Source organism: Stenotrophomonas africana (assembly GCF_013004645.1).
GTDB lineage: Bacteria > Pseudomonadota > Gammaproteobacteria > Xanthomonadales > Xanthomonadaceae > Stenotrophomonas > Stenotrophomonas africana.
This window is the reverse complement of the sequence record NZ_JABEME010000001.1, coordinates 452,036-464,929: the sequence shown is the minus strand read 5'-3', so window position 1 is coordinate 464,929 and position 12,894 is coordinate 452,036. Positions and strand designations below refer to the sequence as shown.

Here is a 12,894-nt window from a genome sequence, read left to right as displayed (position 1 = left end):
TTACGACCAGTCGTACGAGAACAGCACCGTGCGGCTGACCGGCTCGTACAGCATCACGATCGCGTCGGCACCGGTGGCGCACCAGTTGTAGCCGGCTACGCTGGCCACGGCAAAGAACTTGTTGCCATTGCGGGTGATGATCACCGTTTCGGCATCGTCCGCAGCGTTGGGGTCATCGGCTGCCTCGGTGAAGCCCAGTTCGAAGGCCGCGGGAATCTCCGCGGTCTCGGTCCAGTTGCCGAAACCGATCGGGCCACCCAGCGTATCCAGATAATCGCGCTCGCTGGCCTCACCCTTGCCATAGCGCGAGTAGCAGGCGAGGCGGCCATGCGTGGCATGGTAGTCGCGCGCCCTGGCGTAGCTCTCGCGCATCTGCGCGATGTGTTCCTGCGCGTGCTTGTCCTGCACCGCGTCGCCAATGAAATAGCCCTCGCTGCCGAGGAAACGCATCTCGTTGCCGGCGGTCAGTTCGAAGGCGATCCAGTTGGTGCCGGTGAACTCGTTGTGGTGTTCTTCGGTGGTCTCGCCGATGCAGCCGTCGTACGGCTCGATCGGGCACAGCATCGTCGCCACCTGGCCGGTCAGTTCCGGGCGCAGCACACCCAGATCGATCTTCAGCAGCGGCAGCAGGTGCTGGCCGAGCCAGGCCTGGTCGGCAGGGAAGACATCGGTGGGGAAGGGGACCATGCCGGGCAGCAGGTCGCGCAGTTCGGTGTGGTGGATCATCTCAGTCCTTTGAGCAGGGCGGGTAGAGTCGCAGGTTCGGGCATGCCGGCCAGCGGCCGGCACTACCGTCAGGTGGAAGCGTTGCGGATCGCATCCGGCAGCGGCGCGCTCCTGCCGGTCTGCGTATCCATCCACACCACCACTACGTTGCCATCCGAGTACAGCTTCGACTCGTCCTGCTGGTCGACGATGCGGTGGCCGATGGTCACGCTGCTGTTGCCCAGGCGCTCGACGAACAACTCGACCAGGATGTCGTTGGGCCACACGATCGGCAGCCGGTAGTTGACGTTGGTCGCGGCCACCACCGGTGCGATGCGGTCGGTCATCGACACGCCTTCAACGCCCAGCATCCAGCGCACGCGCGCTTCTTCCAGATAGGAAATGTACTTGGCGTTGTTGACGTGGCCCATGCTGTCCATGTCACGCCAGCGCACGCTGATCGGGATGCGGGCCAGGATCTTGTGTTCGCTGCTCATCAGGCGTCCTTTTTCTTCTTGCTGGCAGTTGCGGTCTTGCTGGCCTTGCCGGTGCTCTTGGCGGCGGCGACCTTCTTGGCGGGCTTCTCAGGCTTCACCTTGCGCGGCGGGCGTGCATCGGGCTTGTTGGCCACGGCGGCGGGCTGCTCCGGGCGCGCGCTGGTGGACGGCAGCATGCGCGCAAGGAACTGGCCGGTATACGACTGCGGGCAGGCCGCCACGTCTTCCGGCGTGCCGGTCACCAGGATGGTGCCGCCGCGATGGCCGCCTTCCGGGCCCAGATCGACGATCCAGTCGGCGGTCTTGATCACGTCCAGGTTGTGCTCGATCACCACCACCGTGTTGCCTTCGTCGCGCAGCTTGTGCAGCACGCCCAGCAGCGCTTCGATGTCGTGGAAGTGCAGGCCGGTGGTCGGCTCGTCGAGGATGTACAGGGTGCGGCCGGTATCGCGGCGCGACAGTTCCTTGGACAGCTTCACGCGCTGCGCTTCACCACCAGACAGCGTGGTCGCGCTCTGGCCCAGCTTGATGTAGCTCAGTCCGACGTCGACCAGCGTTTCCAGCTTGCGTGCGATCGACGGCACCGGCTCGAACAGCTTCAGTGCATCCTCGACGGTCATTTCCAGCACGTCGTTGATGTTGAAGCCCTTGTACAGGATCTCCAGCGTTTCGCGGTTGTAGCGCTTGCCATGGCAGACATCGCACGGCACGTACACGTCCGGCAGGAAGTGCATCTCGACCTTGATCAGGCCATCGCCCTGGCAGGCTTCGCAACGGCCGCCGCGCACGTTGAAGCTGAAGCGGCCCGGTGAATAGCCACGCGCACGCGCTTCGGGCACCTGTGCGAACAGTTCGCGCAGGGGGGTGAACAGGCCAGTGTAGGTGGCCGGGTTCGAACGCGGGGTGCGGCCGATCGGCGACTGGTCGATGTCCACCACCTTGTCGAACAGATCCAGGCCATCGATCTCCTTGTAGGGGGCGATCGGGTGCGAGGCGCCGTTGATCTCGTTGGCGGCCAGCGAGAACAGGGTGTCGTTGATCAGCGTCGACTTGCCCGAGCCGGATACACCGGTCACGCAGGTCAGCAGCCCCGACGGAATCGCCAGGTCCACGCCCTTCAGGTTGTTGCCGGTCGCCCCGCGCAGGTGCAGGGTCATCTTCGGGTTCGGCGTATGCCGGCGCGCCGGAATCTCGATCGCGCGCTTGCCCGACAGATACTGGCCGGTCAGCGAGCGCGGCGCCTCCAGGATGTCCTGCAGGGTGCCCTGGCCGACGATCTCGCCGCCATGCACGCCCGCGCCCGGGCCGATGTCCAGCACGTAGTCGGCCAGCCGGATCGCATCCTCGTCATGTTCGACCACGATCACCGTATTGCCCAGGTCACGCAGCCGGGTGAGGGTGCCAAGCAGGCGTTCGTTGTCGCGCTGGTGCAGGCCGATCGACGGCTCGTCGAGCACGTACATCACGCCGACCAGGCCGGCACCGATCTGGCTGGCCAGACGGATGCGCTGCGCTTCGCCACCGGACAGGGTGTCTGCCTTGCGCTCCAGGGTCAGGTAATCCAGGCCGACATCGACCAGGAAGCCGAGGCGTTCGCCGATCTCCTTGACGATCTTCGCGGCGATCTCGCCGCGCCAGCCCGGCAGGCTCAGTTCACTGAAGAACTTCAGTGCCTCATCGATCGGCAGCACCACCAGGTCCGGCAGCGGACGGTCGGCCACGAACACGTTGCGCGCAGCCTTGTTCAGGCGCGCGCCGTTGCATTCCGGGCACGGCTGTTCGCTGATGTACTTGGACAGCTCCTCGCGCACCGCCGGCGACTCGGTTTCCTTGTAGCGGCGTTCAAGGTTGGGAATGATGCCCTCGAAGCGATGCTTGCGCTGGGTGCGGCCACCGGCTTCGGTGAAGTAGGTGAAGGTGATCGTTTCGTCGCCGCTGCCGTACAGCACGGCCTGCTGCACCTTGGCCGACAGCGAGTTCCACGCGGCGTCCACGTCGAACTTGTAGTGCTTGGCCAGCGAGGCGATCAGCTGGAAGTAGTAGGCGTTGCGACGGTCCCAGCCGCGCACCGCACCAGCGGCCAGCGACAGCTCCGGATGCACCACCACGCGCGAAGGGTCGAAGAACTCGGCGATGCCCAGGCCATCGCAGCCGGGGCAGGCGCCCATCGGTGCGTTGAACGAGAACAGGCGCGGTTCCAGCTCCGGCAGCGAGTAGTCGCACACCGGGCAGGAGTACTTGGACGAGAACAGTGCCGGCGTGGCGTCGGCGCTGTCCAGGCTCTGCACCGAGGCCATGCCATCGCCCAGCTTCAGCGCGGTCTCGAAGCTCTCGGCCAGGCGCTGCTTGATGTCCTCGCGCGGGCGGAAGCGGTCGATCACCGCCTCGATGGTGTGCTTCTGGCGCAGCGCCAGCGGCGGCACCGCATCGATTTCATACAGCTCGCCGTCCACGCGTACACGCACGAAGCCCTGCGCGCGCAGCTGGTCGAAGACCTGTGCGTGTTCGCCCTTGCGGTCGCGGATGACCGGCGCCAGCAGCATGTAGCGCTGCTCCGGGTCCAGCGTCAGCACCTGATCGACCATCTGGCTGACCGTCTGCGCTTCCAGCGGATAGCCGTGGTCCGGGCAGCGCGGGGTGCCGACGCGGGCGTACAGCAGGCGCAGGTAGTCGTAGATCTCGGTGATGGTGCCGACCGTCGAACGGGGGTTGTGCGAGGTCGACTTCTGCTCGATCGAGATGGCCGGGGACAGGCCTTCGATGTGGTCCAGGTCCGGCTTTTCCATCACGCTCAGGAACTGGCGTGCGTAGGCCGACAGCGACTCGACGTAGCGGCGCTGGCCTTCTGCATAGATGGTGTCGAACGCCAGCGAGGACTTGCCCGAACCGGACAGGCCGGTGATCACGATCAGCTTGTCGCGGGGCAGGTCGAGGTCGAGGTTCTTCAGATTGTGCGTCCGCGCGCCGCGGATGCGGATGAAATCCATCGCCATGGGGGATCCGGTTGTGGGGGCGTTGGCTGGGTGCCGGGCCAGCAGGGAACGGCAATCGGTCAGCCTACCGAGGTGACCAGATGGGGGCAATGGGCCACAATGCCAGCCCGATGTCTCACCTGATGAGACAGGCCGACAGCTTTGTGTAGAGCCGAGCCATGCTCGGCTGCCTGGACCCCGAACCGTTCAGCCGGGCATGGTTCGGCCCTGCAGGGGCCGGCCGTCCAGGCCGTTCAGGGGTTGACTTGACCCACGGCCGTTGATCTGCGTACAATTCCGCTCCTGTCCGCCCTCGATGGCGGCAGCTCAGACCACAATAACTACAGAGGAAGGCCTGGTCATGTACGCAGTACTGGTCACCGGCGGTAAGCAATACCGCGTGGCGCAGGGCGAAAAGCTCCGCATTGAAAAGCTCGAAGTCGAAGTCGGCAGCGAGATCAAGTTTGACAATATCCTGATGCTGGGTGACAGCGACGGCGTGAAGCTGGGCGATGCGCTGAAGGGCGCTGCCGTCACCGCCAAGGTCCTGTCCCAGGGTCGTGCTGACAAGGTCCGGATCATCAAGTTCCGTCGCCGCAAGCACCACATGAAGCGTCAGGGTCACCGTCAGTACTACACCGAAATCGAGATCACCGGCATCGCCGGCTAAGCATCAGGAGAAGCAGTCATGGCACATAAAAAGGGCGTAGGCTCCTCGCGCAACGGTCGCGACTCCAACCCGAAGTACCTGGGCGTCAAGATCTTCGGCGGCCAGGCCATCGAAGCCGGCAACATCATCGTGCGTCAGCGCGGCACCCAGTTCCACCCGGGTTCGGGCGTTGGCCTGGGCCGTGACCACACCCTGTTCGCCCTCGTGGACGGCAAGGTGGAGTTCTCGGTCAAGGGCGCCAAGAAGCGTCGCACCGTCAGCATCGTCTCGGCCGACGCCTGATCCAGGCATCGCCGGCACCCATGCCTCGGCATGGCTGTGCTGGATGAAGAGTACGCTGCATGGAAAGCCCCGCTTCGGCGGGGCTTTTCGTTAGAGTTGAAGCAAGACCGGCCAGGCCGGGCTGCCGGCCATCGGCAGGCATAACATTCAAGGCGACGGCCGGCAGGCCGCGCCCATCGCAGGCATCGAAACAATGAAACTGGTAGACGAAGCAGAAATCGAAGTGTTCGCCGGCAACGGCGGCAACGGCTGCATTGGCTTCCGTCGCGAGAAGTTCATTCCGCTCGGCGGCCCGGACGGCGGCGACGGCGGTGCGGGCGGCAGCGTGTACATCCGCGCCGACGAAAACCTGAACACCCTGGTCGACTTCCGCCATGACCGCATCTTCAAGGCGCAGCGCGGCGAGAACGGCATGGGCCGCCAGGCCTATGGCAAGGGCGGCGAAGACCTGACCATCACCGTGCCGGTCGGCACCGTGGTCATCAACGTTGCCACCGATGAAGTCATCGGCGACCTGACACAGCATGGTGACCGTCTGCTGGTGGCCAAAGGCGGCCGCGGTGGCCTGGGCAACATGCACTTCAAGAGTTCGACCAACCGCTCGCCGCGCCAGGCGCTGCCGGGCGAGCCGGGCGAAGAGCGCACGCTGAAGCTGGAGCTGAAGCTGCTGGCCGACGTCGGCCTGCTGGGCTTCCCCAACGCCGGCAAGAGCACCCTGATCCGCGCCGTTTCGGCGGCGACGCCGAAGGTGGCCGATTACCCGTTCACCACGCTGTACCCGAACCTGGGTGTGGTGAAGGTGGAGAATTACCGCAGCTTCGTGATTGCCGACATTCCGGGCCTGATCGAGGGCGCCGCGGATGGCGCCGGCCTCGGTGCGCAGTTCCTGCGCCACCTGCAGCGCACCCGCCTGCTGCTGCACCTGGTGGACATCTCGCCGATGGAGGGTGGGGTGGAAGGCATTTCCCCGGTTGAGCAGGTGCGTGCGATCGAGCGCGAGCTGGAAAAGCACGACCCGGAGCTGCTGCAGAAGCCGCGCTGGCTGGTGCTGAACAAGGCTGACCTGATGTTCGAAGACGAAGCGAAGGCTGCGGCCGAGCAGATCGTCGCCGAACTGGGCTGGAAGGAGCCGTGGTTCCTGGTTTCCGCGCTGGGCCGCGAAGGTACCTTCCCGATCATGAGCCGGATCATGGCCTTCTTCGATCGCCAGAAGGAAGACGAGCTGGAAGCCCGTAACGCGCAGTAGAGTCGACTGTCAGTCGACCGGCGTTGGCAAAAACCCGGCTTCGGCCGGGTTTTTCGTTGGCCGGCACTACCGGATCGCAGGCAACAAAAAACCCGGCCAGGGCCGGGTTCTTGTCTGCTGCCCAACCCCGAAGGGAAGGGCGGCAACGCCGGATCAGGCGGCCTTGAGGGCCTTGATGCGGTCGTTCAGGCGGCTCTTATGACGAGCAGCCTTGTTCTTGTGGATCAGGCCACGCGCGCTGAAGCGATCCAGGATCGGCTGGGCAACGGCGAAGGCGGCTTCGGCGCCGGCGGCATCGTTGGCGTCCAGCGCCTTGATCACTTTCTTGACAGCGGTGCGCAGCATCGAGCGCTGAGCCACGTTGCGCGCGTTGCGCACGACGGTCTGCTTGGCGCGCTTCTTGGCGGACTTGATATTGGCCACGGTGGTGGTTTCCTGAAAAAATCGGTGTTATGGGAACAGCAAGCTAGCTAGTATGATGGCGTAAGAAATGCACGTCAAGTCGATTGTCAAGAGGGACGCTGAGTGAGTTCACCCAAGTTGTTGCGGGGCCTGCTGTCGTTCAGCAGCATGACCATGGTCTCGCGCGTTCTCGGACTTGTCCGGGACTTCGTGGTGACCACCACGTTCGGCACCAACGCCATCACTGATGCTTTCTGGGTCGCCTTCAGGGTACCCAATTTCCTGCGGCGGCTGTTCGCCGAGGGCTCTTTCGCCACCGCTTTCGTGCCCGTGTTCACGGAGGTGAAGGAGACCCGCAGCCATGCCGAGCTGCGCGAACTGATGGCCCGCACCGCCGGCACCCTGGGTGGGGTGCTGATGCTGGTCACTGCGCTGGCGCTGATCTTCGCGCCGCAGCTGGCCTCGGTCTTCTCCAGCGGCGTTGATACCGATCCGGTCAAGCAGGGCCTGTTGGTCGACCTGTTCCGTCTGACCTTCCCGTTCCTGCTGTTCGTCTCGCTCACCGCCCTGGCCGGTGGTGCGCTGAACAGCTTCCAGCGCTTCGCGATGCCGGCGCTGACCCCGGTCATCCTCAACCTGTGCATGATCGCCGGTGCGCTGTGGCTGGCGCCGCGGCTGGGCGGCACCCCGGAAAAGCAGATCCTGGCACTGGGCTGGGCGGTACTGGCCGCCGGCATCCTGCAGCTGCTGTTCCAGCTGCCGTCGCTGAAGGGCATCAACCTGCTGACCCTGCCGCGCTGGGGCTGGAGCCATCCGGGCGTGCGCAAGGTGATGACGCTGATGGTGCCGACCCTGTTCGGCTCCTCGGTGGCGCAGATCAACCTGCTGCTGGACACCGTCATCGCGGCCAAGCTGACCGACGGCTCGCAGTCCTGGCTGTCGCTGGCTGACCGCTTCCTGGAGCTGCCGCTGGGCGTGTTCGGCGTGGCGCTGGGCACGGTGATCCTGCCGGCGCTGGCCCGCCACCACGTGAGCACCGATCGCGAGGGTTTCTCGCGATCGCTGGACTGGGGGCTGCGCATGACCCTGCTGATTTCCGTGCCGGCCATGCTGGGCCTGCTGCTGCTGGCCGAGCCGTTGATCGCGACCATCTTCCAGCACGGCCAGTTCAGCGCCTTCGATACCCGCATGACCGCGCTGTCGGTGTACGGCCTGAGTTTCGGCCTGCCGGCGTTCGCCCTGCTGAAGGTGGTGCTGCCGGCCTTCTACGCCCGCCAGGACACCAGGACCCCGGTGCGTGCCGGTGTGGCCGCGCTGGTGGCCAACATGGTGTTCAACTTCGCGCTGCTGGCCGTGCTGTACCAGGTGATGGTGCCGGACGAGCTGAAGGCGCAGGGCGTGATGGCCGCCATCGGCAAGCAACCCGGCCTGCACCTGGCGCTGGGCATTGCCAGCGCGCTGTCCAGTTACCTGAACCTGGGCCTGCTCTGGTACTGGCTGGGCAAGACCGATGTCTACCAGCGCCGGCCGGGCTGGGGCGGCTATCTGCTGCGCCTGCTGCTGGCCTGCGCGGCCATGGTCGCTGCGCTGCTGGCCCTGCTGCACTGGCTGCCCGCGTTCTCGGCGATGGGCGTATGGGAGCGGATCGGTGCCCTGGCACTGCTGGTCGGTGGTGGTGGCGCTACCTATGCGGTGGCCATGGTGGCGATGGGCTTCCGCCCGCGCGACCTGCGCGGGCATTGATCGCCGCGTGTGGCGGCTATACTTCAGGGTTACACCATTGAAGCGGCGGCCCCGGTCGGGCCGGAACGAGAGTTGATGAGCAGGCTGTTCAGAAGCGTCGAGGGCGGGGAGCTGTTCCCCAACGGAAGCGTGGTCTGTATCGGTGCATTCGACGGCCTCCACCTGGGTCATCGTGCGCTGGTCCGCCACGCGGTTGCCCGTGCGCGCGCCTTGGGCGTGGCCGCGGTGGCCGTGGCGTTCGAGCCGCTGCCGCGTGAATTCTTCGCCCAGGGCACGCCGCCGCCGCGGCTGACACTGGCACGCAGCAAGGTCGAGATCCTGCGCGAGCTCGGTGTCGATGCGATCGGCCTGCTGCGCTTCGACGCGGCGATGGCGGCGATGCCGGCCGAGACCTTCGTGCGCCAGCTGCTGGTCAATCGCCTGAGTGCGCGTGAGGTCTGGATCGGGCCGGAGTTCTGCTTCGGCAACCGCCGTCGCGGCGACCTGGCCCTGTTGCAGCAGCTCGGTGCCGAGCTCGGCTTCAGCGCCGGCGAGATCGAAGCGGTCGACCTGCATGGCGAGCGCATTTCCAGTACCCGCATCCGCCAGCTGCTCCAGGAGGGCGACTTCGCCCGTGCCGGCGACCTGCTCGGGCGTCCGTATGCGATCAGCGGGCGGGTGGTGCGCGGGCGCCAGCTCGGCCGTACGCTGGGCTTCCCCACCGCCAACCTGCGCTTCCCGAAGACCCCGGCACTGTCGGGCATCTACGCGACCTGGGTGCACGGCGTGTTCGACCAGCCGTGGCCATCAGTGTCCAGCTTCGGCACGCGGCCGACGGTGGAGGGCGTGGAACCGCTGCTGGAAGCCCACCTGTTCGATTTCCAGGGCGACCTGTACGGTCGACACATCGAAGTCGAATTCGTCGCCAAGCTGCGCGACGAAGAGAAATTCAATGATCTGGCGGCCCTGACCGACCAGATGCACCGCGACGCCGAACAGGCGCGCGCCATCCTTTCCGAACATAGATTGCGAGCCACTGCGTGAGCCAGGACTACAAGACCACCCTGAACCTGCCAGCCACCGAATTCCCGATGCGCGGCGATCTGCCCAAGCGCGAGCCGGGCATTCTGGCGCGGTGGGAAGAGCAGGGGCTCTACCAGCAGCTGCGCGACAACGCCGCCGGCCGCCCGCTGTTCGTGCTGCACGATGGCCCGCCGTACGCCAACGGCCGCATCCATCTGGGCCACGCGGTCAACAAGATCCTGAAGGACATCATCGTCAAGTCGCGTTACCTGGCCGGCTTCGATGCGCCCTACGTTCCGGGCTGGGACTGCCATGGCCTGCCGATCGAGATCGCGGTCGAAAAGAAGTGGGGCAAGGTCGGCACCAAGCTCGACGCCGTTGAATTCCGCCAGAAGTGCCGCGAGTTCGCCGAAGAGCAGATCAACATCCAGCGCGTGGACTTCAAGCGCCTGGGCGTGACCGGTGACTGGGACAACCCGTACAAGACCCTGAGCTTCGATTTCGAAGCCAACGAGATCCGTGCGCTGGCCAAGGTCGTGGCCAATGGCCACCTGGTGCGTGGCGCCAAGCCGGTGTACTGGTGCTTCGACTGTGGCTCGGCGCTGGCCGAGGCCGAAATTGAATACCAGGAAAAGGAATCGCCGGCGATCGACGTGGCCTACGCCGCGCGCGACGCGCAGGCCATCGGCCAGGCGTTCGGCGTGAGTGTGCCGGCCGACGTCGAAGTGGCCGTACCGATCTGGACCACCACCCCGTGGACGCTGCCGGCCTCGCTGGCGGTGTCGCTGGGCGCGGAGATCCGCTACGTGCTGGCCGAGGGCCCGGCCCACAACGGCAAGCGCCGTTGGCTGGTGCTGGCCGCCGCCCTGGCCGAGCGCGCGCTGCAGCGCTACGGCGTGGAAGCGGTGGTGCTGCACGGTGAAACCACCGGCGCGGCACTGGAAAACCAGCTGCTGGCGCACCCGTTCTACCCGGAACGCGAGATCCTGGTGCTCAACGGCGACCACGTCTCCGACGAAGACGGTACCGGTGCGGTGCACACCGCCCCCGGCCATGGCCAGGAAGACTTCGTGGTCAGCCAGAAGTACGGCCTGCTGGACAAGTACAACGCCGGCCAGGTGACCCCGATCGACGGCCGTGGCGTGTACCTGGAATCGACCCCGCCGGCCGGTGACGTGGTGCTGGCTGGCCAGCACCTGTGGAAGGCGCAGGAGGCCATCGTCGGCGTGCTGCGCGACAACGGTTCGCTGCTGGCGTTCCACCCGATCCGCCACAGCTACCCGCACTGCTGGCGCCACAAGACGCCGGTGGTGTTCCGCGCCACCCCGCAGTGGTTCATCTCGATGGACAAGGCCAACCTGCGCAACGATGCGCTGGCCGCCATCGACACCGTCGGCTGGTTCCCGACCTGGGGCAAGGCGCGCATCCAGAGCATGGTCGACGGTCGTCCGGACTGGACCATCTCGCGCCAGCGCACCTGGGGCGTGCCGATCGCACTGTTCACCCATCGCCAGACCGGCGAGATCCACCCGCGTTCGGTGGAGCTGATGCAGCAGGTCGCCGACCGCGTCGAGGCCGAGGGCATCGACGTGTGGTATTCGCTGGATGCCACCGAACTGCTGGGCGCCGAAGCGGCCGATTACGAGAAGGTCACTGACATCCTCGACGTCTGGTTCGATTCGGGCGTGACCCATGAAGGCGTGCTCGCCGCGCGTGGCTTCGGCAAGCCGGCCGACCTGTACCTGGAAGGTTCCGACCAGCACCGCGGCTGGTTCCAGTCCTCGCTGCTGACCGGCGTGGCGATCGACAAGCGCGCCCCGTACAAGCAGTGCCTGACCCACGGCTTCACCGTGGACGAGCACGGCCGCAAGATGTCCAAGTCGCTGGGCAACGGCATCGAGCCGCAGGACATCATGAACAAGCTGGGCGCGGACATCCTGCGCCTGTGGATCGCCTCGGCCGACTACAGCAACGAGATGTCGCTGTCGCAGGAGATCCTCAAGCGCAACGCCGACGCCTACCGTCGCCTGCGCAACACCGCACGCTTCCTGCTGGGCAACCTGGACGGTTTCGATCCGGCCCAGCACCTGCAGCCGCTCGACCAGATGGTCGCGCTGGACCGCTGGATCGTGCACCGCGCGTGGGAGCTGCAGGAGAAGATCAAGGCAGCCTACGACGGCTACAACATGGCCGAGATCGTGCAGCTGCTGCTGAACTTCTGCAGCGTGGACCTGGGCTCGCTGTACCTGGACGTGACCAAGGACCGCCTGTACACGATGCCGACCGATTCGCACGGTCGCCGTTCGGCACAGAGTGCGATGTACCACATCGCCGAAGCGTTCACCCGCTGGGTCGCGCCGATCCTGACCTTCACCGCCGACGAGCTGTGGGGCTACCTGCCGGGCGAACGCGCCGGGCACGTGCTGTTCACCACCTGGTACGACGGCCTGGCGCCGCTGCCGGCCGATGCCCAGCTCAACGCCGCCGACTTCGACCAGCTGCTGGCCGTGCGCGAGCAGGTGGCCAAGGTGCTCGAACCGATGCGTGCCAACGGCGCCATCGGTGCCGCACTGGAGGCGGAGATCACCATCGCCGCCAGTGAAGAGCAGGCCACGCGCTGGCAGCCGCTGGCCGATGAACTGCGCTTCCTGTTCATCAGCGGCGACGTGCAGGTGCGCCCGGCGACCACCGACGAGGTGTTCGTCAGCGCCCAGCCGACCACCAAGGCCAAGTGCGTGCGCTGCTGGCACCACCGCGCCGACGTCGGCAGCAACGCCGATCATCCGGAACTGTGTGGCCGCTGCGTGAGCAACATCACCGGTGCCGGTGAAGTGCGGAGCTGGTTCTGATGGCCGCGCCCCGTCCGCATCCGAACGCCCTGGTCTGGCTGCTGCTGTCGGCGGCCATCATCGGCCTGGACCAGTGGTCCAAGGCCTGGGTTCTGTCGAGCCTGCCGGAGTTCCAGCCGGTGGTGGTCATCGACGGCTTCTGGAACTGGTACCGCACCTACAACACCGGTGCGGCGTTCAGTTTCCTGAGCGACGCCGGTGGCTGGCAGAAGCACTTCTTCACCGTGCTGGCGATCGTCATCAGCGGCCTGATGGCCTGGTGGCTGCGCGGTACAGCCCGTGGCAACTGGAAGGCGGCCGTGCCGTATGCGCTGATCATCGGCGGCGCGATCGGCAACGTGATCGACCGCCAGGTGCATGGCCATGTGGTCGATTTCATCCAGTGGTACGTGGGCAGCTACACCTGGCCCTCGTTCAACATCGCCGACTCGGCCATAGTGGTGGGTGCCATCGGCATCGCCCTGTTTGGCCTGTTCGACGGCAAGTCCGCCAAAAAGGCGGATAATGCCAATCCGAAACCGTAAGC

The 12,894-nt window shown here is 65.9% G+C and carries 11 protein-coding genes; 7 read left to right on the top strand and 4 right to left on the bottom strand.

Translation table 11 applies throughout. The annotated features are described in order from the left end of the window. The 3 genes from HLA98_RS02390 to uvrA all read right to left on the bottom strand — a co-directional run bounded on the left by HLA98_RS02390 (position 1) and on the right by uvrA (position 4,195). Complete coding sequence (locus tag HLA98_RS02390) at positions 1–726, bottom strand: hypothetical protein (protein WP_057500075.1); 726 nt, start codon at positions 724–726, stop codon at positions 1–3. Between the two features lie 68 nt (positions 727–794). Further along, complete coding sequence (locus tag HLA98_RS02385) at positions 795–1,202, bottom strand: acyl-CoA thioesterase (protein WP_057500076.1); 408 nt, start codon at positions 1,200–1,202, stop codon at positions 795–797. Continuing rightward, the gene (gene uvrA, locus HLA98_RS02380; protein WP_049447041.1) at positions 1,202–4,195 is read right to left on the bottom strand and encodes an excinuclease ABC subunit UvrA; all 2,994 of its coding nucleotides are present in this window, start codon (positions 4,193–4,195) and stop codon (positions 1,202–1,204) included. Before uvrA ends, HLA98_RS02385 begins: the two co-directional genes overlap by 1 nt. Positions 4,196–4,535: 340 nt before the next feature. On the opposite strand from uvrA, the gene rplU reads away from it, so the two are divergent. The 3 genes from rplU to cgtA all read left to right on the top strand — a co-directional run bounded on the left by rplU (position 4,536) and on the right by cgtA (position 6,372). After that, positions 4,536–4,844, top strand: coding sequence for a 50S ribosomal protein L21 (rplU, locus tag HLA98_RS02375; protein WP_005408557.1), 309 nt, complete (start codon positions 4,536–4,538; stop codon positions 4,842–4,844). A gap of 18 nt (positions 4,845–4,862) precedes the next feature. Beyond that, on the top strand, positions 4,863–5,126 hold the full coding sequence (gene rpmA / locus HLA98_RS02370) for a 50S ribosomal protein L27 (RefSeq protein ID WP_005415704.1): 264 nt from the start codon (positions 4,863–4,865) through the stop codon (positions 5,124–5,126). Between the two features lie 193 nt (positions 5,127–5,319). After that, positions 5,320–6,372, top strand: coding sequence for an Obg family GTPase CgtA (gene cgtA, locus HLA98_RS02365; RefSeq protein ID WP_010483324.1), 1,053 nt, complete (start codon positions 5,320–5,322; stop codon positions 6,370–6,372). Positions 6,373–6,525: 153 nt separating this feature from the next. On the opposite strand, the gene rpsT is transcribed toward cgtA, so the two are convergent. Then, entirely contained in the window at positions 6,526–6,795 is a 270-nt protein-coding gene (gene rpsT, locus HLA98_RS02360) for a 30S ribosomal protein S20 (protein ID WP_005408560.1), read from the bottom strand. A gap of 117 nt (positions 6,796–6,912) precedes the next feature. Between rpsT and murJ the strand changes: the two genes are divergently transcribed. From murJ to lspA, 4 genes are all read left to right on the top strand, one after another. Then, entirely contained in the window at positions 6,913–8,517 is a 1,605-nt protein-coding gene (gene murJ, locus HLA98_RS02355; protein ID WP_129550655.1) for a murein biosynthesis integral membrane protein MurJ, read from the top strand. A gap of 75 nt (positions 8,518–8,592) precedes the next feature. Continuing rightward, positions 8,593–9,540, top strand: coding sequence for a bifunctional riboflavin kinase/FAD synthetase (locus HLA98_RS02350; RefSeq protein WP_049447038.1), 948 nt, complete (start codon positions 8,593–8,595; stop codon positions 9,538–9,540). Then, the gene (ileS, locus tag HLA98_RS02345; RefSeq protein ID WP_057500078.1) at positions 9,537–12,368 is read left to right on the top strand and encodes an isoleucine--tRNA ligase; all 2,832 of its coding nucleotides are present in this window, start codon (positions 9,537–9,539) and stop codon (positions 12,366–12,368) included. Before HLA98_RS02350 ends, ileS begins: the two co-directional genes overlap by 4 nt. Continuing rightward, the gene (lspA, locus tag HLA98_RS02340; RefSeq protein WP_010483311.1) at positions 12,368–12,892 is read left to right on the top strand and encodes a signal peptidase II; all 525 of its coding nucleotides are present in this window, start codon (positions 12,368–12,370) and stop codon (positions 12,890–12,892) included. Before ileS ends, lspA begins: the two co-directional genes overlap by 1 nt. Positions 12,893–12,894: the final 2 nt, after the last annotated feature.

Excerpts from the sequence above, each read along its gene's own strand:
- rplU (WP_005408557.1), top strand. The coding sequence starts at position 4,536 with ATGTACGCAGTACTGGTCACCGGCGGTAAGCAATACCGCGTGGCGCAG.
- cgtA (WP_010483324.1), top strand. The coding sequence starts at position 5,320 with ATGAAACTGGTAGACGAAGCAGAAATCGAAGTGTTCGCCGGCAACGGC.
- uvrA (WP_049447041.1), bottom strand. The coding sequence starts at position 4,195 with ATGGCGATGGATTTCATCCGCATCCGCGGCGCGCGGACGCACAATCTG.
- HLA98_RS02350 (WP_049447038.1), top strand. The coding sequence starts at position 8,593 with ATGAGCAGGCTGTTCAGAAGCGTCGAGGGCGGGGAGCTGTTCCCCAAC.
- HLA98_RS02390 (WP_057500075.1), bottom strand. The coding sequence starts at position 726 with ATGATCCACCACACCGAACTGCGCGACCTGCTGCCCGGCATGGTCCCC.
- rpmA (WP_005415704.1), top strand. The coding sequence starts at position 4,863 with ATGGCACATAAAAAGGGCGTAGGCTCCTCGCGCAACGGTCGCGACTCC.
- HLA98_RS02385 (WP_057500076.1), bottom strand. The coding sequence starts at position 1,202 with ATGAGCAGCGAACACAAGATCCTGGCCCGCATCCCGATCAGCGTGCGC.
- lspA (WP_010483311.1), top strand. The coding sequence starts at position 12,368 with ATGGCCGCGCCCCGTCCGCATCCGAACGCCCTGGTCTGGCTGCTGCTG.